Raw genomic sequence first — 26808 nt, forward strand, 5'->3', positions numbered from 1 at the left:
TCATGCAAAAAATCTTAATTATCGGCGCGACATCCGCCATCGCCGAAGCGACTGCTCGTCTCTATGCGGCGCGAGGTGCTCATATGCACCTCGTGGCACGCAACGAAGTGCGTCTAAAGGACATCGCCGAGGATCTACTTGTCCGTGGTGCAGGCTACGTGGGCCATACTCCGCTCGACATCAACGATCTTGCAGCCCATGAGAATGTCATCGAACAGTCCTGCTCTGGACTGGGTGGCTTGGATGTTGTAATTGTCGCGCATGGAACCCTTCCCGATCAGCAAGCCTGCGAGGCCTCCGTCGAGCGAACGCTTACCGAGTTCGCGACTAATGCTTCGTCGACGCTCGCCCTGCTTACGATTCTGGCAAACCTAATGGACGCCACCGGCCACGGAACCTTGGCCGTCATTTCCTCCGTAGCCGGTGATCGTGGCCGGGCAAGTAACTACGTCTATGGGGCCGCGAAGGCAGCCGTCTCGACCTTTCTGAGTGGCATGCGCCAGCGCTTCAGCCGGACCGGGGTATCCGTCGTCACCATTAAACCCGGATTCGTCGACACGCCTATGACCGCACAATTTCGAAAGGGTCGTCTGTGGGCCAAGCCGGAAGACATCGCCCGGGGAATTCTCTGGGCTATCGACAGACGCAGGAGCGTCGTCTATCTTCCTGGATTCTGGTGGTGGATTATGGTGGTGATTAAAGCGGTTCCGGAGTTCATCTTCGCGCGCGTGAAGTTATGAAGCATGCCCGGCTTATCGCCACTTATACGCTATTCTGCCTGATCTCGATGGGTGTCAATATCGCCGCACAGATGGCGAGTGTAGCCATTTATGCCGGACCAATGTCATTGGCCGCGGCCATGGTCATGGGGACAGGTGCGGGATTGTGTACGAAATATCTATTGGACCGCACCTGGGTTTTCGCTTATTCGAACAAAGATGCTGCGCACGAAGTACGGACGATTGCCCTCTACACCGCTATGGGGATTGTTACCACGGTCGTCTTCTGGCTTACCGAATGGCTGTTCGATCATTATCTTGGCGAAGCGTACCGTTACGTGGGCGCCATTCTAGGCCTTACGATTGGCTACTCGACCAAGTATTTCCTTGACAAGCATTTCGTGTTTACACAGAAAAAAGCAGCCTCCCTGCATTAGAACCTGCCGCACACTCATGCTCTGTTCGATACGATGTGAATATACGCACGTCGCCCCCTGGGCCATCTCAAGCTCCACATGCAACACCCTTTCCGCAGGAGCGGGGAGCCTGATCGCTACCTGATGTAGAAACCTTCCACCGATATATTCGCGAAATATATCCGTCTGATAACGACCACCTCGTTTGCTGGGCCAAGTTATGAGGAAAATCCTGTCAGTGTAGATACTCTTCTGCTGACCGAACTATACGATGCCCTTTTGCCCCCCGCATCAATCAGCATCCGCCTCATCCCGTAACTTGAGTACCACCCTTGCCGAAACCCTAGGCACGTCACCCTATATTGTCCGGCGCACACTTTTTTAAATAGCTCGCGGCCGTATGCGGCGGCCATGGTGCGTTGCAGGCCTTAGAGAATCATCGCCAGTGGCGAACCGTCCTTGTCGAATAGTTCGGCGATGTGACAGGCCTTAATACCAGCCTAGACACAGAGGAATTCCAAGTAGGCGGCGTCCAAATTCTGGAGTCGCCCCACCGACTGACGTCGTACACAGGGGCAACTTTGAAGTCTGCATAGCCTGACTGCACGCCTGTGATCAATCGTTGTAGCGCATCCTCCGGCCAATATCCAGGCCGCCCCGCCCCCGGCCGAAATGCCTACGGACTGCGCGCATGCCGTGTTCTTGTGCATAGGCGGCTATGACGATGGATTGATTGACCGGGGAGGACATACGGATGTATTCCGCCGCTGGAACGACCAGGAAATCCCTGCCAAGAGCATTCCGATTGGACATGTTGCTTCCGGGATTCGCTAGCTGACTCTACGCCGTTAGATAGGCAACAATAAGTTGTAACGGCGACGTTACGGGCAAAACATCCCACGGCAATGCCTGAAAGACTCGGTCATCTAGGCGCCGAAGTGTCTTTTGGCTACGCCTTTGCGCAGTCCCGAACGGATACGTCGACTGCAATACGGCGCGCCATTGCTCATCCTTGAGCATCTGGTCCTACGTTGATAGTCGCATTAATTGGCAACTTGAACCTATTTCACATACTGGCACCGCACTTCCACGTTGGCGGTGTACTGCGAGAAGTGGGTGTCGAACGTCACCTGGCTAATTGGCAGGCCAACAGGTGCGCCTTTCTTATAGTAGGTCTGGCATTCGAGATTGGCCGACGCTACTGCATTGTTGATCGCTTGCTCCGCCGTGGATGTTCCACCCCATGTTTTAAAGATGAGGATTGTGGCCGATGTGCCACTTGAGGTAGCTGGCGTGCCCGGAGTCGATCCCCAAATACGGAAAGCACGATAGATCACAGCATTGCCGTCACTTTGAACGACGAAGTGGCTAGCGTCGGCGTTCAGGGTGAGACTTCCATTCTGGTAAACTAGGTTCGAAGGGATTTGCGTCATCGGGCTTACGTAAGAGTATGTACCGTTTTTCCACGTGACCAGGTTCCCGTCGAACCTTGCGTACTGTGCCGCCCCAGAATTGGATGCCCAGGTCACCACGCCGTTGTGGTACAGGACGAGGTTTCCATCGGTCTGAAAAATCCACTGATAACCATTGCCAGCGTTGTAAGCCTGCCCCTGCGTAAAGCTGTCCCCGTACTTGAATTCAACCTGCAATCCGGGAGCGCTACCAGGTGTGGCGGTGCTGGTTGACCAAACAGGGGCGTAGGCGACGACCACCGCAGTCCCATCGTCGTCGACCGTGAACTGGTTCGCCTGCGAGCCGCTTTGCCAAGTGCCGGTGTTCCAGACAGCGCGGCCATCTGGCGTGTAGATTACTAGGTTGCCATCGGTCTGCATGACAATGCGGTTTGCACCCGAGCCGCTTGTGCCGGTATTCCAGATGGCAACCCCATCTGAGTTTCGGTACACAACGAAGTTGCCGTCCCCCTGCATGATGGCGGTGTACCGACCGTCGTGGCTGGTCAAGCTTTGGTCAGCATTAAGAGTTTGACCAGCCGTCAGCCATTCCGCTGAGGCTGACATCGAGGCGAGGCCGCACAGCACGGCTGCGGCTAGAGCCAGCGCTTTCATCTTTCCGATCATTGGTGGTCCCTGTTTTGAGTGCCCCTTGCTGGGCTCGCGGAGTTTCGCAAGCCCTCCGGTTGCAAGTCTGTAGGGCTTGTCCTGCGGCCATGTAGGAAAAACCTTACACGTTAGGTTTGTAGGTTTGGCCAACGTTCTTCGTGAATGGTCTTCGCGTCTTTAGGCACGCTTAGCCGAGCCGACGTCCCCCGCCTGCAGTAGAGGTTTGATCTGGCGTTCGGGATTGCTGTAGCTGTTTCGCATAGGCGGGCGTCAGTCACCCAGCACTTTCTTCGTTCGCTTCTCGTTGTGTTCGCGATGCCAGCTTTCGATCTCCATGTGGGCATGCAGAAGACTGAGAAACCAGCGTTCATTGAAGCATTTGTCCTCGCAGGCGTCCGCCGACGGATTCGACGTAAGCGTTCTTGGTCCGGCTACCGAGCTCGATCAGGCATAGTTGCACGCCGAGTGTGTGTCCGCCCACGTGACCATGACTTTGCCGCAGAACTCTTTCCCGTTGTCGCTACGGATAATCGGCGCGTAACTGCCATGCGGCCCATGACGCGTGCTACACCAACCCGAGATGGCGCGCTCCACTTCAACGGCCACAGCCTTGTGACTTGCGTGGTCGACGATGGTCAAGGATTTGATGACGCATCCTTCGACGGTCCGATCAAAGACGAAGTCGATGGACCACACTTCGTTTGCCGTTGCAGGCCTGACCAGTGGATGCCAGTCGGCCAGGGGCAATTTCTTTCGCTTGTGTCGACGCACCTGCAATTTCACTTTCCGATACAAGCGCTCGACCGTAATGCCCCGCTGGAATCCTGCTCAGGTGTTACTTTTCCAACGGAGCATTCACGTGCGCACCGCCGAAGGTCGAAGACCGGCTGATCCTAGGTGCTGTTGGAAAGGCGACTTTATCAAGGTGCCAGTAATTGGCTCTCGGTGGGTACGCTGATGGGGCACCCCAGCGGATTCGCGGTGCTGACCAAGATGAACAGTGCAAGCGCGGCTGATGCGCTGGTGAACTCCGGCTACGCGTCGGAGCGCATCCCTGAAGCACTGCGCAAGCCTAGACCTACGACCAAGGCAAAGAAATGAGTTACCACATTGCGACGACCCTACGCGCCGCCGCGCAGGTCCACTTCGCCGATCCCCACAGCCCATGGCAGCGCAGTAGCAACGAAAACACCAATGGTCTCTCTTGCGCCAGTAATGTCCAAGGGCTCCAGCCTGTCAGGCTATAGCCAGAGTCAACTCGACGAAGTCGCGGCGAGCCTCAATACAGGGCCACCACAACGACATGCCTTTCACCCGTCATTATAGGTCTATAGTCAGCTATTAGACTTGGCCCAAGCAAATTCGGGCATCGTGCAGTGACATCGTTGCGCGAGAATCTCGATACCCGCTTGGCTTATAGTGCGCGAAGCCGGAAATTGGCTTCGCACGCCGATGCCTGCCCTATCGTCCGACCCTCGAGCCCTACCTTATAGGATCCCGCGGGAAGAACCCCCGGCACGAGATTCAGTACAAATCCCGCCGAGAAGCGCGTATCCCGCTGCGATAGAGCCACACCAAGGTCAGCGCGGTCGCGCCTGAGCATCGCACGTGCATACCTAGCAGACGATCCGTCGTCGCCCGTGAACACAACGAAAATATCACCCAGTGGACGCCTGTCAGGTCCAACAGCCCACCCTGAAATCGTCAACGGCTCTCCGATGGTCGAGTCCCATGTTGCTTCCCGCATGATTGGTTTGTCGTTGACAGCCTCGAATTTACATTCGATCGATCGATCGGCAATCGCGTTCCAAGGTTTCGTTGTCTCAAATCCGTAAGTCAACGCCTTTGGGAATTCGGGCCGACGGGCACCGGTGGCATCAGCCGATACCTGCGAATCGTCAAGGCGACGGAACAGATAGGCGCCCCGCTTAATCGTCGCCGTCCAATAGGGATCCTCAAATACTCCGATCAACTCGTACTGTTCGAAAAATCGAGGACGGTCAGGAGGATTAAATCGTCCCTCCCAAGTCAGAACCACGTATTTCGGATGCCAGCGATTCATCGGGTAATCGAGATTGCCAACACGCAGCGCCTTCGCGACGCCAGGACTAGCTAGTCCTAGAACGTCATAGACTTTAAATTTCTCACCAAGCTTGTAGGCAAAGGTACCTGGTTCCGCTATCGCAATGGACGTTCCACCGGGATTCTCGGCCTCCAGGTACTGCGCGATCGCGTCATAGCTAGTTAGGTGGGCATTCACGTGGTGCGACGTAATAAACGTGGCCGCCGTCGACCTGACCTTCGTCCATCCACCCACTACCACGACGACTATCACCGCCATGAGGACGACGGCTGCGACACTGGCGCGGCTGGGCCGATAGGCGAAATCGCGCCAGCGCGATTCGACTAATATCGAGTGCGTCGACGTGGCGAAAGCGATAACGAAAGCCAAGCCAATGGGCACGACATACCAGTCCCAGAGGGTGACAGTAAAAACAGAATACGCGGAAAAAAGGCCGATGCCGAACACAGTCCACACGAGACCGTAACGATACGATGGTGATATCGGCAGGACGATGTAGGGGAACGCACGTGAGAAACGGATGCGGACAAGGTGTAAAAGTACCGCAGCATATACGATCGCGCGCCAATAACCGCCGTGGAAGAGGCCGGTCATTGTCTTGGCGAAATTATGGAAGTTGAAGAGGGGCCAGTACCCTAACTGTACTTGGGCTTTTTTGGCATCCATCGTGCCTGGAAAGAAGGTGCCATAGTAATACCTTGTCCAGCCGATCCAGAGCATGAAACCAATGAGGTATACCACCAAAGCAATACCCAAGGTTCGATAATCCTGCCATCGAGGACGCCCAAGCCTTCCGGCATAAAGAAGCTGCGAAAAAAACAGGATCAGCGCAAAAAGCATTGAATCAGGACGAACCGTCGTTGCTACAACGAGGACGCAAGCCGCCAGAACGAGCGAATCGCAGGCAAATGCTAGACATGCAGCCACCGCAAGAAGGCCCACATAAAAGTAGGTCTCGTGTGCAGATACTGAGCTAGCCAGTGGCGAAATAAAGACGAGCGCACTGAAAGCAATCCATGCCACGCACTGCGCGACACGGCCACGGCTCCCCCCGCACGTAGAGGCATAGAACGTCGAAAAGCAGATCATACCTACCGCGATTGCCGAGAGAGCGGTCGATATCACGGGAATTGTCGCCGCGGACCAGGAAAAAAGTTGTGCGGTCCAAGCAAGCAGTGCAAGGATCACTGCGTAACCGGTCGCTGTCGATCCGTAATATCGCTCGCCCACGTTGAACGACACACCATCACCATGCAGCACATTCAGCGCATAGCGAAAGGTAATGTAGGAATCATCGACTGCATAACCGCCGTTGAAGCGAAAATACCCCCACGCAAGAATAACGATCGCCAGAAGCGTGAGAAACGATGCTATCGATCTGTTCTGAAACATGTCTTATATTCGAATCCGCAGAAGGGAGGAATTATTCACCCGACAATGTAAGAGGGTCTTATCCACAGCATCACTTCTTTCGTAGAAGGAAAAAGCGTTGATCGTATCGCTGGCCATCGAATTTCCCGGCGACAACCTCAAAATCGTCGCCAAATTGACGCTCTACATAAGCTGCCGGAATGAAACTTTCGCCATAGAAGGTTTCGTTGCGTACGCCGCCGCCACTGACCCCCTGTGAGGTGGCGTGAACAAATTCGCCCCGGTCATAACGGGCTCTTGCATCGCCAAGATCGGCAAATAGTTCGCCCAGTGCCTTAGTATAGCCGGAGATGTTATCTCCCTGATTGCGTGCCCATTCCAGATAGGCAAAGAAGCTAGGATCCCGCGTTGTAAAGGCGACGTACCCACCAGGCTTCAGGATGCGACTGAACTCACCAATCCAAGCGACACACGACGCCTCGGACAAGTGCGAGAATACCGAATAGGCAGTAACGAGATCGAGCGAGTTCTCATCGAAGTGAGTCTGAGGAAACGGCTCGCATACCCTGAAATTGCCGCCAGGAAAGAGGGATCGCGTCAATTCGATGAACTCAGGGTCGACATCGATACCATGAATGTTACGCGCAGGGACAACTCCGAGGAAAAGACGTGCCACTCTTGCCCAACCAATGCCGAAGTCCATGACCTGCCATTCAGAAGTAACGGCGTTCTGGGTGCTACGAATGCCTTCGATAATATCTTCGTAAAAGGCGAATGCCTGCCGCAGGGCATCATCCCCGGCGAGCCCGGTTGTATTACGCTGCATCGACTCCGACGGGAAGCGAGGAAGCGGATCGCCCAAAGGCGATGTAAGGCCATCTTGATGCTGGCTTGCCAAAACTACATTAAACCACTTCGCATTGTCACGGTTCATGCCATCTCCATTGCGTCAGGTGGACCTATTAACCAGAAAACTCGAATGTAACCACCACATGGTAAAAATGCTTGGCTGATGTCACATGACGCCACGATTATCAAGTGCGGGATCGGCTGCGGCGCGTTTTTCTTTAATCCGAGCATACAGTCGGCGACCGAAACTGATAAAGGGCTCCTCAATCAGACGGTATGTCACAGTGGATGCCATGGCGACGAGGAACAGCGTCAAAGAAAAGCACACCAGGAGAGCAAGGCTCGCAGTGGGCACAACCTCATAGATCCGCCGATACAAGGGACTCATGACATATACGATTGTCGGGTGAAGCAGGTAAACCGAATAGCTGATCTTCCCGAGATACCTGGTCGCTCGGTTTACCAGTACGCGCCAAGGCCATAGACATAGCCCACACACCGCGAATGCATAGACAATACCTTGCCAGTAGTAGCCCGCGCCAAAAATGTTCGGCAGCCAACCGCTCAGCAATGCGTAATATAGGAAAATGGCTATGACGACCAACATCACTCCGACGTGCTTGTGGGCGGCCGCCGGCGAATCGTTGCGCAGATGGCCGCGCAACGCGAAGAAGCATATGCCACCAACAGCGAATATCGGAAGATGACGCAGAACGAACCACTGTGTTATCGATGCCTTCTCCGGTTCATCGAGCGGCATATAGGAAAGAAACATACTGAAGATGTACCAGGCAAGGAGCGAAACAAGGAAAAATACAACGGCATCGTAAATATTCCTGACTCGCGCATAGATAAACGGAAAGGCTGCATAGAAGAGCATTTCCACGCCAATTGTCCAACCAGCCCAGACAAAGCTTTCCTGACGACCGGGGATTAGGTTGTACACAAACGTGACCATTCCCGCGATCTCAGGAAGCGAATGCGTCACCCCGAAAAGAATTCGGTCACGCAGCATGGTCAGTAGGATCAGCGCGTAGAACAATGGAGCAATACGGAAGAGGCGGTGCAGATAGAAGCTGAATCGCGGTGTTGGCTCGCGCAGGCGCGCTGGCATTGTGTAAAACAATGAAAACGTACTAACGACGAAGAAAAGGGTGACACCAGATCCGCCATTCCCGGCGAAGACGGCGAACCATCGCGGCGCAACGAGATTTGGCGAAGGCAAGAGGATCATGTGGTAAAGCAGCACGTATGCCGCTGCGATCCCCCGGAGAGCGTCCAGGAAGTCGAGGCGCGCACTTGTCCTAGTCTCTGATCGGGCGACGTTGGTCTCTAACAGCGATACCGGGAGGACCGCGCTCATACATTTCCCCTTATTGACGTTCAGGCGTCCCAATACCACTAAGTGTGAGGATTGGCAGACAGCCCTAACGAATGCTCGTTTATCCACGCCCAGGCACGTGCCACGCCTTCAGGCAGTTCTGTCCGCGGGCGCCACCCAAAGACCTCATTGGCTCGTGAAATGTCAAGGACGACGCGGCGTACGTCGAAGCTTCGCGACTCCATCCGCACCACATCAAATTGGCGTTCGGTCACCGCGGCAATCACGTCGACGATATCATTGACCGAATGGCCTTGCCCGCTGCCTACATTGAATATGCCTGTCGATGTGTGGCGTGCCGCGACTACGAGCATATCGATGAGGTCATCGATGTAGAGATAGTCACGAACGACCTCTCCGTCACCCCATATGGGCAACACGTTGCCTGCCGCGACTCTGCCCAGGAACGACGCGATAAGCCCCTGCAGTCCCGTCGGCAACTGTCCAGGGCCATATGGATTGGAGGGACGAAGGATCACAGGCTCGATCCCGTGGAGAGCCTGGTACATAAGGAGGTACTTTTCGATGGCTACCTTGATCACTCCGTAGGACGAGATGGGCCGGAGGTCGTGACCTTCTGGTACGGGAACGACTGTCGGATGCCCATAGACCGTTCCACCAGACGATAGATATACGATCCGGCGGACGTCGGACTCGCGCATGGCCTCGAGGAGGTGCACAGCGCCCACGAGGTTCTGCTCGATATCTCGAATTGGGTCGAGATTAGAGGTACTCGGGACCGTGCTGCTGGCGCAATGGAAAACCGCGTCAACACCAACCAGTGCCTGGGCGACCCCCTTCCTATCCGCCAACGAGACCTGCTGATAGTTGACTCCGCGCCAATCGATGTCGGCACGGGGAAGGCCAACATCGACAACACGGACGGCATCACCCTCGGCCCGGAGCCTCATAGCGAGCCGAGATCCTATAAATCCGTTGCCACCAATCACCAATACCTTCACGCCCGTCCCTCTTAGTAACAACTTCTTACGGAGTATAGCGACCCTGCGCTCCGTCGACCTCTGCTGCTACGAGCGAGGGGATAAAGTGTCACCTTTCGGCTACTCAGAACCGAAAAGGCGCGGCGTCAGGCAAGCTGTCCAAGGTGGGCATTGTTGGCGAACGAAAGCCGAAGCTCACGAAAAGCCGCTCCGAATACTCCCACGCGCGCCGGGCCTGCTCATCTGGCACCTGATAACGCTCTCTGGCAATCTGCTGGGCCCTGAGAACCTCAATGAGATGCGGCAGATGGCTTGACCCGAGCGTCACGCTCGACGCATGACGCCGGTGCCTGTTGAGTGCGTCTGCGGTATAGGCCACCTTACCTTGCGCCGCCACAGCCATATACGCGACCCAATCGCCTGCGATCCGAAAGGTACCGATCTCGTCAATGCTGTCGCGCAACACCTTCCGAATCACGTCCGTCCTGAAGACCACCGCACTCACGTTTGGAATAGTGTTCTTTATCGCGAGCGCGTTTCGGATTTCCTCATCTCCGGCCCTGACATAATCCGCCTTCCATAAGACAGAGTCGACGTCGGACGTATAGTCCAGGTAGTCCGCCGCCATCACATCTCCTCGATCGTCGACCTGCTTGGACTGCGAGTACGACATGACGATTGAGGAATCGGCTGACATTGGGGCGACGACACGAGCTAGGAAAGTCGGATCGCATGCATCGTCAGCCTCCGCGATCCATACGAAATCGCAGTTTGCGAGCTCGACGCCGTGCTGCCATTGCCGAAAAACCGAACCGCTATTAACAGCATTCACGACAACGGTGAAATCTGCACGTAGCTCACTACGTATTTTTGCGAGCACATTGAGGCTGTCGTCGGTAGAACGATCGTCGAGAACGATGAGTTCATAGACGGGCTGCACCTGATCATCGATAGAACGTAAACGCTCACTGAGCAATGGCGCGTAATTATAGTTTGGAACGATAGCCGTCACTTTTGGCTGTGGCAAACCGACCGCGTCGAGGAGGTCGAAAATATACCTACGGAAGGAAAATTCACTGGCGACCAAGTCCATACCGGCCTCACCAAGACGGCGCCGGAGATCCGGATCGTCGAGCATGCCACCGAGCGTAATCGCTAGGTCGCTTGCGCTGATATTCTCAATAAGAATGCCGCAGCCGCGGTCGAGCACATCAGCCGAGCCACCCGAGCCGGCAAATGCGACCACTGGCAATCCGACGGATAGTGCCTCTAGTACTACTGATGGAAACGGATCCTCCCGCGACGTCAACGCATAGATATCAGCACCCGCGTAGTATTCGTCGGTATCGAAATCCAGACCGACGAAATGGAACTGCGACGTGAATCCGCTAGCCTCGATCGAAGCACGCAAACCTGCTACCAGCGATTCATCGGTATGCCCAACCCAGACGAAATGGGTTCTGCGTCCAGCACGAAGCATCGCCAATCCAGCATCGACGAACAGGTCAACACCCTTACGATGATCTGCGTACCCCACGGCTAGGACAATTTCAGCCTCAGGCGAGATACCTAACTTCAATCGCAGTGCATTCCTCGGAACGACGCGATCTCGCATCCCCCGGAATCGACTCCGACTGAATAAGCCTTGCGGTCGTATCAAGGTTTTCCCTGCATCCACAGACGCGATGGTGGCGAAACCGTCGCGAACTACCGCAGCGGGAAACAATATACGACGTGACGCCGCTGCCAACGCCATCGCATGTGCCTCCACGCCGTACTGTCGGATGACACCAGGTAATTCATGCACTAACGAAACGACGCTGAAACCCGCATGGTCAAGTAGTTCTCCGAACAGTCCGGAAACTGTCGAATTCACGATAGCGTGCCGGGCGTCCTTCGCCAGTACGGTCGCCAGATGCTGGGCTTCGGGGCCATTTTGCGCAAGACCGGCCAACGAATAGACGTTCCCAATCTCGCGGAAATTTTCGATGAGCGGACCATCGCCGAGGACGACGACATCGACTTCGAAAGCAAATACATCGCGCAGTTCCCGCCCGATGTGCAGGGCGAGGTACTGCGCACCATGTGCGAACGCATCATGGGTTACGAGAACAATACGCCGGCTTGGCACCGATTCCGTCTGGAGGTTAAGCAGCGCGTCCCGCGTAGCTTGCAGGTAAGCATAACCGTAGCGGCGATCTGGCTCGAGATGGGCGCCTTCCGCCCATTCGTTCCAAGCATTAACAAAAACAATCCTCTCGCCATCTACCGGGTGGCTTCGCGCAAACTCCATGCTGCTTCGCAGCCAGCGACCGTACCTCTCTGGCGTCGCACCATAGAACATGTAGCCACGCCCAGGCTTCCTCGCCTCATTATCCCACGAAGGAAAGACTCCGCGAATGAGGTTAAAGTCCTCAAACTCAACGTGACGTGCTCGGTTAACAACATCCTGAAAGTCGATGATGGTGCCCCGAAAATCGGGGTTCAGACCCTCGATTTGCGCATTGATTGGCTCAAGGTTGCGAGCGAGCTTGTGCGGCGGGAATTCGATGGCGACGTCGAATCCAAAAATACGCGGGTCGTCGACGTCAAACTGGACCATACCCATAAATATCTCACCAATGCCTTCCCGACGACAATAATCGCGCCAGCGTCCCAGTGTGGCTGCGGCATCGGGAAGGATTGACGGGCGGTACACGATAACCAACGGCTTCCCATTGATGCGGATGTATCTCTTGTCTTTCAGAAGGGGCGCGAGCGTCTCAATGAACGCTAAGTCATCATCAGCTGAATGACTCTGCCCGATGAGAACTTCCCCATCCATGCCGTCCCATCGACGCGTCCAATTTTCGTTGGCCCAACAGATGCAGAAAGGGAAATCTATGCTGCTCGCGACGAACTGGTCCAGTGGCCGCTCTAGAAGGCGCTTCCCGCCAAACCAGTAATAGTGAAAGCAAAAGCCAGCCACACCGTACAGACGCGCCAGCTCAACCTGCCGCACCATGACATCGAGCACCCTCAAATCATAGAAACCCAGCTCACCAGGCAGCTGGGGCTGGTGGTGGCCCGGGAACTGCGGCCGAGCCTTCGAGACATTCGTCCACTCGGTGAAACCCCTCCCCCACCACATGTCATTTTCTGCGATAGGGTGAAACTGGGGGAGATAGAACGCGATCAGGCGGACATCAATGTCATCTGAATTAACGGGAACCTCCGCAATATTGACGAATTCGTCCCTCGTCACGGCAGACACGTGCGCAGAAAGCATCACTGCGCCACCAACCCGGGCACCTGTCCGCCTTAACTCCTCGCGTCCCTTCAGGACGGTCTGTTCGTCAGCCCACGCCCGATAAGCTCCAGTCGACTTCAATACAGGAGCAAACGAGCGAAAGACAAAACTCTTTAGCTGCTGCTTTGATTTCAACGAAATGGGTAGATTCAGATACGCCCTGCGGAGGATCTTGCCGACATCACGTTTGATCGATCGTGGATTCAGCCGTCGGCGCGCGATTCGAAATGGAGCCATCAGGCGCCAGCTTTTGGAGGCTAGGATCGAGTCGAGTTGCTCGCGCAACGCCAATTGCGCCGCGACGTGGTTCTCGATTTCACGGGAGCGAACTTCAAGAGTGCCGAGTAGCTCACCCTCGCGATGCTGCCACCGCGTCCGCTCATCGGCAGCGTCAGACAACTGGCGCTGGAGAGCAGCGAGTTCGACTTTAATCTGCGCATGTTCCTGCGCCCGCTGAGCGAATTCCATCTCAAACGAGGCTCGATCGTCAGTCATATGCTGAAGCCGGGCAGCCATTTCGCGCGCTTCCCGGCTAGAATCGATCACGAGTGAGGTGACATCGGGCATAACTCGCAGCTGAAAGGTTGCGAAGTCGCGTACGCTGAAATCGTCGCTCCTGCCAAACACTAACTTCCGCAGAATGCCGTCCAGCTCCACGTAACGCTCGAGATCTCCAGCGGAGACCTGCAGACCGTTATCACGAAGCACGTCCTCCATTACGTAGCGGATAAACATATGGCGCTCATCCGCCGGTTTGGCTATGGCGGCCAGGGATGTCATGGTGACGGTCACTGCCCGGTAAGCCAGATAACCGTATTCGACACCGGCATGCCAGCCCCACTCAAGATCGATGAACCGGGGTTCGCCCAACTCCGTCAGCATTAGATTACGCGGCAGCGCGTCAATGCACCAAGCAGGAAGGACCGTGCGTATGCCAGTCACACGAGGCGCGCCGCGATTGATGAGCAACTCATCGAGTGCTACCCGCCACTGGCCGAACCATTCCGCGACTTCAGAAATCTGCCACCCAGGCGCGGAAACGATACGCTCGAAGAGGTCGCCGTGGTTAACACCGGGGACATAAGCCTCATCGCTCAATTCAAGCGATATGGGTCGTGAGGCCTGAGCATACGCGTCCGGTGCAAGAAGCGTTTTCTGCACCGTCATCCCTTCGCTTTCGGGGACGAAAGCTACCTGTTTGCAGTATACGGGCAGTCTTTCGGTGGCGAAATGATATGCAATCGCTCCATGAGTGGCCCATCCTTCGGGCGATGAACCCTTTCGCGCGACGATCAGAAACGAATTAGCGAGGTCGCCGAGCAAGTCGTTCCTGCCCACGACGCCCCAGGCCTGCCCAAGCGAAAACAAGGGAGCATGGATCAGCTGGGCATCCGCATTGACACTCTGGCGAGCAAACGCGGAAGGATTAAAATCCGGGAAACTGCCGTCGTATCCACGAGGAAGAACAACAGATGTCGGAAGCTTGTAATCTGGAAATGGCAGCGCGACCTCCACCGAACCGAAGCCAACTTGCCGCAGCATGCGATCCAGCTCTACGCGGCCGTACGTGGTGGCAGTACCTTTTCCGTAGAGGTCATTCAGACCGAACATCGCCTTGGCTAAATGATCCTCTGGCATCCCCGCGAAATATTTCAGCCCGAGCTGGTTCTCGATCGCGATAATGAGATGGCCGCCATCGTTGAGGCTCTGGTATGCCTTCCTCAGCCATGTCATGGCCGCATCCGCCGTTTTCCCGAAGATCGACGCATACTCCAGTACACCGATCAGAGTCACTGCATCGAAGCGGACATCACCAGGGAAATCGTCGAACACCTCGTTAACGATGTTAACGTTCGGTAAGTCGATGCACCGGGCCGCAGCTATCGCCGCTCGACGGGGGCTGCCTTCAACACCTAGGACGTCCCCACCAAGCTCGCCCAGAAAACGTGAAATCGCGCCGCAGCCAGCGCCGATCTCCAAGACGCTGCCCGATAGGATTTTTGCAAGTGGCCGAAGCAGATTGGCGCGCGTCGCGCTCAAATGGTAGCGGGATGCCCAATCCGTCTGCGCGTGCTTCAGTTCCATAGAGAAGAGCGATCGATCCGAGGCACTCGAGACAATCGCATGGATACGATTCTCGATATCGTCGCCATCCGAATATGTGAATGTCTGTGCTTCCCCTTTCTGCGTCCAGAGGTTCTCGTGATTTTCGTAGCGCGCTTCCAGCAATGTCTTGATCTGTTCTTTCATCGTTCACTTCTTCAGTTTGCTGACGAGCGCATCTGGAGTTCCAGATTGCTGAATCCGACAAACGACGATCCAAGCACATGCAGATGGATTGCGTCGTAGCGGCGATCATGCGGAATTACTTCAGCTCCGTCACGACTGGCCACGCCAAGGGAAATAAAATAATCACCAGCGCCCATCGAGCAAGTAAAATTCAGGTCGATCCGAGCTGTCGAACCTGCCTTCCCGAGCAATGGGATATCGCTGGAGTCAAGCATTTCGGAGTTTGTGGCATAAACCGTCACTCCCTCCTTGTTCTTGATCGCCACGCCGAGAATAGGTCGATGCACGTCCTGCACAAACTCGACGGCGATCGCGAGGCTCGCCGCGTCGCCAGTTGAAACGGACGAGGGATTCTGCACACCACCGACATTAAGCGAAAAGTCACGAATAATCGCGCGACGATCCCCCCATCGATATTCGTGAGTGTTGTAGTTGGCGCGCATGGAAAAAGGATCATCATGAGTCGCGCCGACATTCTCCAGCAGATCTTCGTGCGTCCGCTGACCTTGTTCGTTCATGGATAAGGCATCGCCTTCGACAGCTGGCTTGTCGACACCGAACAAGAGATCGAGGTACTGATTCACCACCACCTTGGGCGCGCCATCGGCCAGCACAACACCACCATCAAGCAGCACCGCACGATCGCAATGCGTCACGATCTGTTCGGTGGAATGTGAGACAAACAGAATTGTAGTTCCTGCATCGCGTAGGTTCTTCAGACGGGCGAAGCACTTCGCCTGAAACTTGGCGTCGCCCACGGCTAGGGCTTCGTCCACGATTAAGATATCCGGCGTTACATTGCTGGCCACCGCGAAAGCGAGGCGGACGTACATGCCGCTCGAATAGGTCTTGACGGGCTGATCGATAAAATCGCCAATACCCGCGAAGGCAAGAATGTGATCGTATCGCTCGTCGATCTCCGCTTTCGATAGTCCAAGCAGGCTACCGTTAAGATAAACGTTTTCGCGCCCGGTGAAGTCTGGATTGAAGCCCGCGCCCAGTTCGAGGAGTGCGGCAACACGTCCATGGACGTCGACAATGCCCGACGATGGCGACAGAGTTCCGCAGATAATTTGCAGTAACGTCGACTTACCTGAGCCGTTCCGGCCGATAATGCCCACCGTCTCGCCACGCCCTACTTCAAAGCTAATGCCGCGCAAGGCGTGGAACTGTTTGAACCATCGATGTTTCCTAGACGCCGGACTGAGCATTTGCATCAGTCGATGGTGAGGTTTTTCGTAGATCGGAAACACCTTTGTCACTTGCCCGATGCAGATCGCCTTGTCAGAGGACATCGGCAAATCCTCGCTGCGTTGAAGCGAACCATGCGTACCCCGCGTACATGACGCCAAGGCCGATGACCGCATAGATTCCGAGCCCCTGCCAATCGGGCATGTGCTGCCAAAGGCACACTTCACGGGCCTGGTCAATGATAAAGGTGAGTGGATTCAGCCTGAACCAGATCCGATAAGCCTCGGGCACCGATGTCAGTGGAATCATTGCTGATGACATAAAAAGCAGCGCCGTGGAGAGTACGCCCGTTATCTGCCCGATATCACGCAGATAGACGCCCAGCGCGGCGAGTCCCCATGCAATCCCAAGAGAAAGCATAGCTAGGGGCAGGATCACCAATGGAAAGAGGATGATAGTCCAGGCGATCGTGCCTTCCATGCACAGTCGCAACAGCATGAATACCAAGAGATTCATGAACGCGTGAAACAACGCCGAAAGCAACATCGGCCAAGGAAGAATCTGCAGGGGGAAGATCACTTTCTTCACGAAATTCGGCTGCGAAACTACTAGGCCCGGCGCCCGTGTAAGGCATTCCGCAAATAGGCCATGGACAATTAGCGCGACGAACAGAATGATCGAAAAATGCGTCTCGCCGCCCTCCACTTGAGGCCACTTGTTCTTCATCACGAATCCGAACGCAAACGTATAGACGGCAAGGACGAGAAACGGGCTGATCAACGCCCAGAGCAGGCCAAAGCTCGCACCGCGGTATCTTCCGAGAACGTCGCGCTTACTAAGCTCCCACACGAGCGTGCGGTGCCATAATAGGGCGGAAAACGGCCCTAACAGTCGTCTATACCTAGACGAAGTCACCGATTTTGTTTGCATAGATTGTGCAGTCATGGTTACCGAAGGTCGATCGAAGGAAGAGTACCGATCAACGCAGTGCCAGGTTCAGTTCGTTACGCAGGTCTTCGATATCTTCCACGCCGACGGAAAGACGGATGAGGTTGTCGGTAATCCCTAGGCGCTTCCTGTTCGCCGGCGGGATTGATGCATGAGTCATGATGGCCGGATGCTCGATTAGACTTTCCACGCCTCCAAGCGATTCGGCGAGGGCGAAGAGTTCGCAGCGTTCTAGTATCCTGCGGGCTCGCGTCTGCCCGCCTTTGATCTCGACTGTGACGATGCCGCCAAAGCCATCCATCTGGCGCCGCGCGAGGGTATGCTGCGGGTGGCTCTTGAGACCCGGATAGATCACCCGGGCGATCGCCGGATGCCTTTCTAGCCATTTCGCGAGGTCTAGCGCGCTCTCACAATGCTGACGCATACGCAAGTGAAGGGTTTTCAGACCACGCAGGGCTAGAAATGCATCAAACGGGCCTGCAATCGCTCCGATGGAGTTCTGCAAGAATGCCATCTGCTCTGCCATCCCTGCGTCGGATGCCACGACGATCCCGCCCACAATGTCTGAATGTCCGTTCAGGTATTTCGTAGCCGAATGCAGAACAAGGTCCGCGCCCCATTCAATCGGGCGCTGTAACATTGGAGAGCAGAAGGTGTTGTCGACGACGAGTATGAGGCCGTGCTTCTTGGCGAATGCGCCGATGGCCCGAAGGTCGACCAGTTTCAACATCGGATTGGTCGGAGTTTCTACCCAGATCATCCGTGTCTCTGGCCTCAGAGATGCATTCAGCGCAGCCGGAACATTCAAGTCGACAAAATCGAAGGCCAGCCCCGCGCTACGCTTCCTTACGCGTTCGAACAATCGATAGGTGCCGCCATAGAGATCATCCATGGCTATGATATGGCTGCCCGACTCGAGCAGATCGAGCACGGTTGCGGCGGCGGCAAGACCCGAGGCAAAGGCGAAGGCGGCCACGCCGCCCTCAAGGTCCGCAACACAGCGTTCATAAGCCATCCGAGTCGGATTTTGGGTCCGCGAATACTCAAAACCTTTGTGATTGCCTGGGCTGGACTGAACGTAGGTGGAGGTCGCGTAGATTGGCGTCATGATGGCGCCGGTGCTCGGGTCCGGAGTCTGGCCCGCATGAATCGCACGGGTGCCTAACCCGCGGACGACTGTTTTTTTGGAAGTCATTGATAATCCTGAATTTGTGACTCTACATTCAGCTCGAAGTTACATTCGATCTGGTCCAGCCGTCCGGACATATTACACTTGGCCACCCACCACGATGGTATCCAAGCCAGTCGGCCATCGCTGGCGGGACAGTCTTACGGGCGCGATGCTGAACCGGGCAGCCCATTGGGCACCCGATATGAAAAGGACGCTATGAAAACACTTCTTGTCACGGGCGGCGCCGGATTCATTGGCGCCAATTTCGTCCTCCAGGCCGTCGCCGCCGGAAACAGAGTCGTCAACCTGGACAAACTGACATACGCTGGCAATCTGCAAACGCTGGCGTCGCTTGAGGGCAACGAGCAGCACATCTTTGTCAGGGGTGATATCGGAGACCGCGAACTTATTGCGGCGCTTCTTGCACGTCACCGGCCGGACGCCGTAGTGAACTTCGCCGCCGAGAGTCATGTCGATCGCTCGATCGATGGCCCCTCCGCGTTCATCGAAACGAATGTCGTCGGTACGCTCAGCCTCCTCGAAGCTACGCGCGACCATTGGCGTACGCTCCAGGGTTGCCTCTCATCGGCCTTCCGCTTCCTGCACGTCTCCACCGACGAGGTCTACGGTTCTCTAGGCGACGAGGGCCTCTTCACTGAAACCACCCCCTACGCCCCCAACTCCCCGTATTCCGCCTCAAAGGCAGCGTCGGATCATCTGGTTCGTGCCTTTCACCACACCTACGGCCTACCGGTCCTCACGACCAATTGCTCAAACAACTACGGGCCGTACCAGTTCCCTGAGAAGCTGATCCCCTTGGTCATCCAGAAGGCGCTGGCGGGTGAAACGCTACCGGTCTACGGCGACGGCATGAACGTGCGCGACTGGCTTTACGTCGAGGACCATTGCAGTGCGATCCGCCGCGTATTGGACGCCGGGCGCGTGGGTGAAACTTACAATGTCGGTGGCAATTCCGAGCGTGCGAACCTAGTCGTCGTCAAGACTATCTGCTCAATACTAGACGAGGTTTCGCCGCTGCCTGACGGTAAGCTGCACGAAAGCCTGATCACTTTCGTACGCGACCGCCCCGGGCATGACCGTCGATACGCCATTGACGCGAGCAAGCTAAAGGATGAGCTCGGCTGGACCCCTACGCATACATTCGAGTCTGGCATCCGCGCAACGGTGCAGTGGTACTTGGACAACCGCTCCTGGGTTCAGGGCATCCTCGATGGCAGCTATCAGCTGGAGCGGCTCGGCGCATGACGACCAAAGGCATCATCCTCGCAGGCGGCTCAGGCACACGCCTTTATCCGATCACCAAAGCGGTAAGCAAGCAACTACTGCCTGTATACGACAAGCCAATGATCTATTATCCGCTGGCGACGCTGATGCTGGCGGGAATTCGTGATGTCCTGGTCATCAACACGCCGCACGAACAGGAGCTTTTCCAGCGTCTGCTCGGTGATGGTAGCCAGTGGGGCATCGATATCACCTATGCCGTCCAGCCCTCTCCAGATGGCTTAGCCCAAGCTTTCATTATCGGCAAGGACTTCATCGGAAATGACCCTAGTTGTCTGGTGCTCGGTGACAACATCTTTTACGGCGTCGGCCTGACTGAACGCATGAAGCGGGCTGCAGCCCGTCAAAATGGCGCAACGGTGTTCGGCTATTGGGTTAAGGACCCGGAACGCTACGGCGTAGCCGAGTTCGACGCCACCGGAAAAGTCGTGGGCCTGGATGAAAAGCCAATCAAGCCGAAGTCGAATTATGCGGTGACGGGCTTGTATTTCTACGACAATCGGGCCGTCCACTACGCCGCCGACCTCAAGCCCTCGCCACGTGGTGAACTTGAAATCACAGACCTCAACCGCTGCTATCTCGATGACCAGTCGCTTCATCTCGAGCAACTCGGTCGTGGCTATGCCTGGTTGGATACGGGAACGCACGAATCGCTCATGGAAGCTGGTGAATACATCCAGACGATCGAGAACCGCCAGGGCCTCAAGGTGTGCTGCCCGGAAGAGATCGCCTACGTGAACAAATGGATCGATGCCGAGCAGCTCCTGCGACTTGCCGAACCGCTAGCCAAAACTGGATACGGCCAATACCTGCAGAACCTGATCAAACAAGGCTATGTCGGATGAAGTTCATCGAAACATCCCTGCCCAGCTGCATCGTGATCGAACCTCAAGTGTTCGGGGATGCACGCGGCTTCTTCTACGAGAGCTACAACGAAGCGAAGTACCGCCAAGCGGGCATCGACCGACGATTCGTCCAATCTAATGTCTCCCGTTCGGCGAGAGGTGTCCTTCGTGGCCTCCACTACCAGTGGCCGCACCCCCAAGGCAAATTGGTCAGCGTGGTCGAGGGCGAAGTCTTCGATGTGGCTGTGGACATCCGTCGCGGCTCCCCCACGTTCGGCCAATGGACCGGCGTCATGCTGACCGCCGAGAATCACCGCCACTTTTGGATTCCAGAAGGTTTCGCCCATGGCTTCTGTGTAGTCTCCGAGCACGCTACGTTCTCCTACCAGTGCACAGACCTGTACAGTGCTCCGGCCGACGGTAGCGTCTACTGGAACGATCCTGCCATAGGGATCGATTGGCCGCTTGCCTCCCCCCTGCTGTCGGACAAGGATACGAGGGCGTTGTTGCTGGCGGACATCGCGCCGGAACGTCTGCCGGAATTCCAGAGTTGAAGATCCTGCTGCTTGGTGCCAACGGTCAGCTGGGGCAAACCTTCCTGTGCCAGGGCGGCCTGGCTCGGCGCGGGGAACTTGTTGCGGCATCGAGGGACGGCAGGTTGGCCGTGGGCGAAGCGCGCGCCGTCGTTGGCGACCTTTCCGACCTTACAGGTCTTCAAGCACTGCTCGGCGCGGAACAGCCGGACCTCGTAATCAATGCCGCGGCGTATACGTCGGTGGATAAAGCCGAGAGCGACGAAGACATGGCTACGCGGGTCAACGGCGAGGCCCCGGGCGTCATCGGACAATGGGCGGCGCAACAGGGCGCGCTGGTGATCCACTACTCGACTGACTATGTGTTCCCGGGTGACGCATCCGATCCGTATCCCACCGATGCGCCGACCGGGCCCCAAGGCGCTTACGGGCGCAGCAAGTTCGCAGGCGAAGAAGCCTTGCGCCACAGCGGTGCACCTCACCTGATCCTACGTACTGCCTGGGTCTATTCGGCGGTTGGTCACAACTTCCTGCGTACCATGCTCCGGCTCGGCGCAAACCGGGACGAACTGAGTGTCGTCGCCGATCAGCATGGCACTCCGACGACGACCACATTGATAGTGGAAGGCACCCTGGCCGCCATCGACCGTTACACGGCTACGGACGCTGACCCAACTGCCCTGACCGGCACGTTTCACCTTACCGCATCCGGCGAAACCACGTGGCACGGCTTCGCCGAGGCAATATTCGCTGGCGCTACCGCCGTAGGCCTGATGGAAAAGTCGCCGACTGTTCACCCTATCGCGAGCAGCGAGTTCCCGACGCCCGCAAGGCGTCCTGCATATTCCGTACTAGATAACCGCGAATTCACCACCACCTTCGGGTATCCACTGGCCGACTGGCGCGACGGACTCCACGCGACACTGAGCCAGCTCTCCACCAAGAAGCGAGGCTGTCATGTTGATTCCCCTCATCCTTAGCGGTGGCAGCGGCACACGCTTGTGGCCAATTTCGCGACGAAACCTGCCCAAGCAGTTCCTTTCCCTTGCGGGGAAGGAAACGCTGTTCCAGCAAACGGTCCAACGCTCCGTCGCGCTACCGGAAGCATCCGCGCCAATCGTGGTCGCAGCGGACGACCACCGTTTCCTCGCGGCGGAGCAGTTGCAGGAGTTGGGGGTAACCAACGCGAACATCCTGCTCGAACCCGTGGCCCGTAACACAGCACCGGCCATCGCTGTGGGCGCTTTGCAGGCGCTCGACCGTGATCTGGACGCGCTGATCCTGGTGCTGCCAGCCGATCACCTTATCGGCGATACCGAGGCTTTCACCAGCGCCGTGACCCGCGCCCGCTCGCTGGCCGAGCAAGGTTGGCTGGTAACGTTTGGCATTCGGCCGGACCGCGCAGAGACTGGCTTCGGCTATATTCGTCGCGGTGACGCTCTCGAGGGCGATACGTTCAAGGTCGAGCAGTTCGTTGAAAAGCCTAGGCTCGACGTGGCCAAGACTTACCTCGCAAGCGGCGAATACGACTGGAATTCGGGTATGTTTCTGTTCCGCGCATCGCGCTACCTCGATGAACTCCAGCATCACGCGCCCGCGATGCTCGAAGCGGCCAAGGCTGCCTTGAAAAAAGCCAATACGGACCTCGACTTCGTCCGACTGGATGCGGAGGCATTTGCAGCCGCACCGAATGACTCCATCGATTACGCCGTGATGGAAAAAACGTCGCACGCGGCAATCGTTCCCATCAGTTGCGGGTGGAGCGACATCGGCTCATGGGATGCGCTTTGGTTGGCCGCCGATAAGGACGCGAACGGCAATCACGTCGAGGGCGATGTGATTACCCTCGATACCGAGGGTTCTCTGATTCATTCGCACGATCGCCACTTGGTTGCGACGATTGGCCTCAAGGATGTCGTGGTGGTCACCACCCCCGATGCGACACTCGTGGCCCGTCGTGACGCCTCGCAAGAAGTGAAGAAGGTCGTGGATCAACTGAAAGCCTCCGGTCGAAGCGAGCATGATCTGCATCGCGTGGTTCGCCGTCCATGGGGAAGCTACGACTCGCTCGAATCTGGCGACCGATTTCAGGTAAAACGTATCGTGGTTAAGCCGGGCGCGGCATTGAGCTTGCAGATGCACCACCACCGTGCCGAGCACTGGATCGTCGTCAAGGGCGTCGCAGAGGTTACCTGTGACGAGAAAGTCTTCCTGCTGGCGGAGAATGAAAGTACCTACCTTCCGCTGGGAAGCCGGCACCGCCTACGCAACCCGGGCAAGGTTCCTGTGGAACTCATTGAAGTTCAGTCGGGGAGCTATCTTGGCGAGGACGACATCATCCGCTTCGACGATGTTTACGGACGCACCTGAAGGCTTCGTCCCGTTAACAAAGGAACGTTCACCTATCCTTTGCCGCATCCTTCGAGCATCATCGAAAGCTCGGTCGTCTTTGCCATCATCAAAGCGCGATCATTGCGAGCCTCTACATTCAGGCGGAGCAACGGCTCCGTGTTCGACGAGCGTAGATTGAAGCGCCACGATCCAAAATCGGCGCTGGTGCCGTCAATGTATTCCAGCGAAGGCGCATCTTTCTCGTAATACGCGAGGACGCGCGCGACTGCCGCCTTCGCATCGTCCACGACGAAATTGACTTCGCCGCTGCACGGATAGGCAGCCATGCGTTCAGCCAGCATGTCCGCAAGACTCGTACCCGTCCGTGACAATCGCTCTGCGACGAGCAGCCATGGAATCATGCCCGAATCGCAATATGCGAACTCGCGGAAATAATGGTGGGCACTCATCTCACCGCCGTAGATGGCGTCTTCGGCGCGCATCCGCTCCTTGATGAACGCGTGGCCCGTCTTGCTTTCGATGGCTACGCCACCTGCCCGCTCCACCATGTCGATCGTGTTCCACGTCAGCCGCGGATCATGGATGATCTTCGCACCCGGATGCTTCTCAAGGATCTGCGCCGCCAGCAAGCCGACGATGTAATAGCCCTCGATGAACTCACCGCGCGCGTCGAACAGGAAGCAGCGGTCGAAATCGCCGTCCCAGGCGATGCCAAAGTCCGCTCCATGTTCGCGTACGGCATCGGCCGTGGCCGAACGGTTCTCGGGCAGCAGTGGGTTGGGAATGCCATTGGGGAAGCTGCCGTCCGGTTCGTGATTGACGCGCACGAACTGCAATGGAAGATGCGCTTCGAGCAGGTCGACAATCCGTCCCGCACCACCGTTGCCGGCGTTCACCACCACCTTCAAGGGCTTGAACGCCGCAGGATCGATATAACCCAGCAAGTGCTGGATATAGGCACTCTTGTCGTGATCGTGGACTACGCAGCCGCGCGAGGCCGACGGCTCGCCAAATGCGTTTTCTTCCACCAAGCGCTCGATGTCCCGCAGCCCTGTGTCACCACTGATGGGCCGCGAGCCCTCGCGCACCAGCTTCATGCCGTTGTAGTCGATGGGATTATGGCTCGCGGTAACCATGATCCCGCCGGCGACCTGGCGATGGAAGGTCTGGAAGTACACCTCTTCCGTGCCGCACAGCCCGATGTCGACCACATCGCGACCTTCGTCGTTGAGACCCCGAACGATGGCCTCCGCCAGTCCGGGACTATCACGCCGGATGTCGAAGCCGACGACGACGGCGCCCTCGCCCACCGTACGCGCGAAAGCACGACCAAGGCGATATGCGGTGTCTTCGTTCAGTTCATCCGGCACACGGCCGCGGATGTCGTAGGCTTTGAAACACTTCATGAGCGTGGTTCCGGCAATTCAGCGCCCTATTGTCGCCGCACCGGCCCCGCCCCTCAAGGCCGAGGCGCATCGCCAAGGCTACCGCGCAGCCAGTGGAATACCGGCTCGCCCTCCCGGGAAAGGAACGTACGAGGTTCCGCGGAAGGCACGCCGCTGACCTGCAAGACCCGCCGATAACGATCCTCATCGCCGGCATTCCAGTAAACGAGGCGAAATTCGGTGATGCCGTCGCCCTTGAGCTGGTCGATCGTGCGGGGTTCGATATCCACCCTGTAGGGCACGCGATTCTCCGTGAGGAAGGCGAACGAGGTGAAGAATCCCCAATCGGGGAACAGGTAGGCAACGTTCTTCGGTACGCCGCGCGCCTCGACGGCCAGCGTCGTCAACGCGTCGCTGCTGTGCCCCCGGCCTCCCGTCTTGACCAGCCATTCGTGAAAGCGAACCTGCTGGAATAAGTTGCCGCCGACTGCCACGGTCGCCAGCACCACGAGAAGGGCGGTACGCATACGGGGGACCGGTTGGCGGACCATCGCAAGGATCTGGGTCATCAGCAACGCGGGCAAAAGGTAGACGAACGGCAGCAGCACGCTGAAGTGGTGGGCCCAGAGCCGGTGACCGAACAGGGAAGCGACCGCGACGAATGAGATCGGCAGCAATGCCGGCAGGATCGCCATTGCCGAGCGCGGCTGACGTCCGAGCACATGAATGATGCCGAGTACGATCAGGCCAAGGACACTGCAAGCAAGCCACCACACCTTGCTTGCACCCCAGGGACTGGATATCGCCTGGCCGAAGATCATGCCCTCGTTGGCGGCATCGCTCGTCGCCAGGCCGAACATGTCCCACGCGTAAGCGAAGTTGTTCCTCGAGGCACCACTGGCGTCGAAGGGTTTCAGTTGACCCAGCATCCCGCGGACGAACTCGAGCGTCGGCTCCAGGCCGTGTTTCTTAGCCAGCAGCGACAGAAAGCCGAGCAGGAAGGGGCTTACGCCTAATGCGGCCCCCGCTACCCAGCGCCCCCAGTCACGGCGGGGAACCCAGCACGCGACAAGCACGACCATGGCGGGGGCGAAGAACGAAAGGACGAAGTAGCCGTAGCTGGCAAGGCCGAAACATACACCGGACCATAAGACCCGGCGTCGTACGATCCTGGACCCGGCCTCGGCGGGAAGTGCCAGCAGCATCGACAGGATGAACCACGCCGCCCCACCCAGCACGATGTAGAACTGCGTACGGAACGACGCGGTGAATGCGAGTTCCGTGGCAAGGCCGACGCAGACGGCAACGGCCAGCCCGCGCGACCCCGTGAGCCGGCGGCTCAGGTGGTACAGCGCGAGGAGCAGGATAAGGCCAAACACCGCCTGTTCGAGGCGCAGGGACGTAACGCTGAAGCCGGCTACAGCGAAAAAGGGCAGACCCAGGTAAGCGTTCTGCAACCCGTGGTAGAAGCTGCCGAGGATGGGAAAGATCTTCGACGGTATGCCTGCGCCGGGATTATGGCCGCGATGCAGCCATTGCGCCGCGAGGAAGTCGGGGTTCGCCGCGTCCATGTAGATGCCGGGGAGGTCCGCATGGAGCAGGACGAGGCCCAGGAACATCGCCAGGGGCAGCAGCCAAGCCAGGCGCGACATCCATGCTTCCTTCCGCTGAACCAAGGCGATC

General features: G+C 57.1%; 19 protein-coding genes and 1 pseudogene. 7 read left to right on the forward strand and 13 right to left on the reverse strand.

Annotation, left to right across the window (positions count from 1 at the left end; genetic code table 11):
* The first annotated feature begins 2 nt into the window (after positions 1-2).
* Positions 3-740, forward strand: a complete 738-nt coding sequence (locus AB6730_RS15760) for an SDR family oxidoreductase (protein WP_371024561.1) — start codon at positions 3-5, stop codon at positions 738-740.
* Entirely contained in the window at positions 737-1156 is a 420-nt protein-coding gene (locus AB6730_RS15765; protein ID WP_371024562.1) for a GtrA family protein, read from the forward strand. The genes AB6730_RS15760 and AB6730_RS15765 overlap by 4 nt, the downstream gene beginning before the upstream one ends.
* Before the next feature lie 594 nt (positions 1157-1750).
* Here AB6730_RS15765 and AB6730_RS15770 read toward each other — a convergent pair.
* The 11 genes and pseudogenes from AB6730_RS15770 to AB6730_RS15820 all read right to left on the reverse strand — a co-directional run bounded on the left by AB6730_RS15770 (position 1751) and on the right by AB6730_RS15820 (position 18732).
* A complete protein-coding gene (locus AB6730_RS15770; RefSeq protein WP_371024563.1) occupies positions 1751-1948 on the reverse strand; it encodes a hypothetical protein in 198 nt (65 codons plus the stop codon).
* Between the two features lie 248 nt (positions 1949-2196).
* Positions 2197-3213: a hypothetical protein gene (locus AB6730_RS15775; RefSeq protein ID WP_371024564.1), complete on the reverse strand. Its 1017-nt coding sequence runs from the start codon at positions 3211-3213 to the stop codon at positions 2197-2199.
* A gap of 258 nt (positions 3214-3471) precedes the next feature.
* Positions 3472-3999, reverse strand: a pseudogene (locus AB6730_RS15780) (integrase core domain-containing protein); the annotation flags it as partial.
* Between the two features lie 610 nt (positions 4000-4609).
* The gene (locus tag AB6730_RS15785; protein WP_371024565.1) at positions 4610-6670 is read right to left on the reverse strand and encodes a hypothetical protein; all 2061 of its coding nucleotides are present in this window, start codon (positions 6668-6670) and stop codon (positions 4610-4612) included.
* Between the two features lie 70 nt (positions 6671-6740).
* Positions 6741-7583: a methyltransferase domain-containing protein gene (locus AB6730_RS15790; RefSeq protein ID WP_371024566.1), complete on the reverse strand. Its 843-nt coding sequence runs from the start codon at positions 7581-7583 to the stop codon at positions 6741-6743.
* Between the two features lie 81 nt (positions 7584-7664).
* A complete protein-coding gene (locus AB6730_RS15795) occupies positions 7665-8861 on the reverse strand; it encodes an acyltransferase family protein (RefSeq protein WP_371024567.1) in 1197 nt (398 codons plus the stop codon).
* 38 nt (positions 8862-8899) lie between these two features.
* Positions 8900-9841: an NAD-dependent epimerase/dehydratase family protein gene (locus tag AB6730_RS15800; RefSeq protein ID WP_371024568.1), complete on the reverse strand. Its 942-nt coding sequence runs from the start codon at positions 9839-9841 to the stop codon at positions 8900-8902.
* A gap of 103 nt (positions 9842-9944) precedes the next feature.
* Positions 9945-15359 carry a glycoside hydrolase family 99-like domain-containing protein gene (locus AB6730_RS15805; protein WP_371024569.1) on the reverse strand — a complete coding sequence of 1805 codons (5415 nt, stop codon included), beginning with the start codon at positions 15357-15359 and terminating at the stop codon, positions 9945-9947.
* Between the two features lie 11 nt (positions 15360-15370).
* The gene (locus tag AB6730_RS15810; RefSeq protein ID WP_371024570.1) at positions 15371-16693 is read right to left on the reverse strand and encodes an ABC transporter ATP-binding protein; all 1323 of its coding nucleotides are present in this window, start codon (positions 16691-16693) and stop codon (positions 15371-15373) included.
* Complete coding sequence (locus AB6730_RS15815) at positions 16683-17504, reverse strand: ABC transporter permease (protein WP_371024620.1); 822 nt, start codon at positions 17502-17504, stop codon at positions 16683-16685. Before AB6730_RS15815 ends, AB6730_RS15810 begins: the two co-directional genes overlap by 11 nt.
* Before the next feature lie 64 nt (positions 17505-17568).
* Positions 17569-18732: a PLP-dependent aspartate aminotransferase family protein gene (locus tag AB6730_RS15820; protein ID WP_371024571.1), complete on the reverse strand. Its 1164-nt coding sequence runs from the start codon at positions 18730-18732 to the stop codon at positions 17569-17571.
* A 192-nt stretch (positions 18733-18924) separates the two neighbouring features.
* On the opposite strand from AB6730_RS15820, the gene rfbB reads away from it, so the two are divergent.
* The 5 genes from rfbB to AB6730_RS15845 are packed head-to-tail and all read left to right on the forward strand — an operon-like array spanning position 18925 to position 23758.
* Complete coding sequence (rfbB, locus tag AB6730_RS15825) at positions 18925-19974, forward strand: dTDP-glucose 4,6-dehydratase (RefSeq protein WP_371024572.1); 1050 nt, start codon at positions 18925-18927, stop codon at positions 19972-19974.
* Positions 19971-20855, forward strand: coding sequence for a glucose-1-phosphate thymidylyltransferase RfbA (gene rfbA, locus AB6730_RS15830; RefSeq protein WP_371024573.1), 885 nt, complete (start codon positions 19971-19973; stop codon positions 20853-20855). The genes rfbB and rfbA overlap by 4 nt, the downstream gene beginning before the upstream one ends.
* The gene (gene rfbC / locus AB6730_RS15835; protein ID WP_371024574.1) at positions 20852-21409 is read left to right on the forward strand and encodes a dTDP-4-dehydrorhamnose 3,5-epimerase; all 558 of its coding nucleotides are present in this window, start codon (positions 20852-20854) and stop codon (positions 21407-21409) included. Before rfbA ends, rfbC begins: the two co-directional genes overlap by 4 nt.
* On the forward strand, positions 21406-22368 hold the full coding sequence (gene rfbD / locus AB6730_RS15840; protein WP_371024575.1) for a dTDP-4-dehydrorhamnose reductase: 963 nt from the start codon (positions 21406-21408) through the stop codon (positions 22366-22368). The genes rfbC and rfbD overlap by 4 nt, the downstream gene beginning before the upstream one ends.
* Positions 22346-23758: a mannose-1-phosphate guanylyltransferase/mannose-6-phosphate isomerase gene (locus tag AB6730_RS15845; protein WP_371024576.1), complete on the forward strand. Its 1413-nt coding sequence runs from the start codon at positions 22346-22348 to the stop codon at positions 23756-23758. The genes rfbD and AB6730_RS15845 overlap by 23 nt, the downstream gene beginning before the upstream one ends.
* A gap of 32 nt (positions 23759-23790) precedes the next feature.
* Here AB6730_RS15845 and AB6730_RS15850 read toward each other — a convergent pair whose 3' ends face one another.
* Together AB6730_RS15850 and AB6730_RS15855 are read right to left on the reverse strand one after the other, a co-directional pair.
* Positions 23791-25146 carry a phosphomannomutase gene (locus AB6730_RS15850; protein ID WP_371024577.1) on the reverse strand — a complete coding sequence of 452 codons (1356 nt, stop codon included), beginning with the start codon at positions 25144-25146 and terminating at the stop codon, positions 23791-23793.
* A gap of 53 nt (positions 25147-25199) precedes the next feature.
* Positions 25200-26777, reverse strand: a complete 1578-nt coding sequence (locus AB6730_RS15855) for a glycosyltransferase family 39 protein (RefSeq protein WP_371024578.1) — start codon at positions 26775-26777, stop codon at positions 25200-25202.
* Positions 26778-26808 lie beyond the last annotated feature (31 nt).

Origin of the sequence: Luteibacter sp. RCC_6_2 (assembly GCF_041360655.1) — a bacterium.
In the GTDB taxonomy this organism is placed as follows: Bacteria; Pseudomonadota; Gammaproteobacteria; order Xanthomonadales; family Rhodanobacteraceae; genus Luteibacter.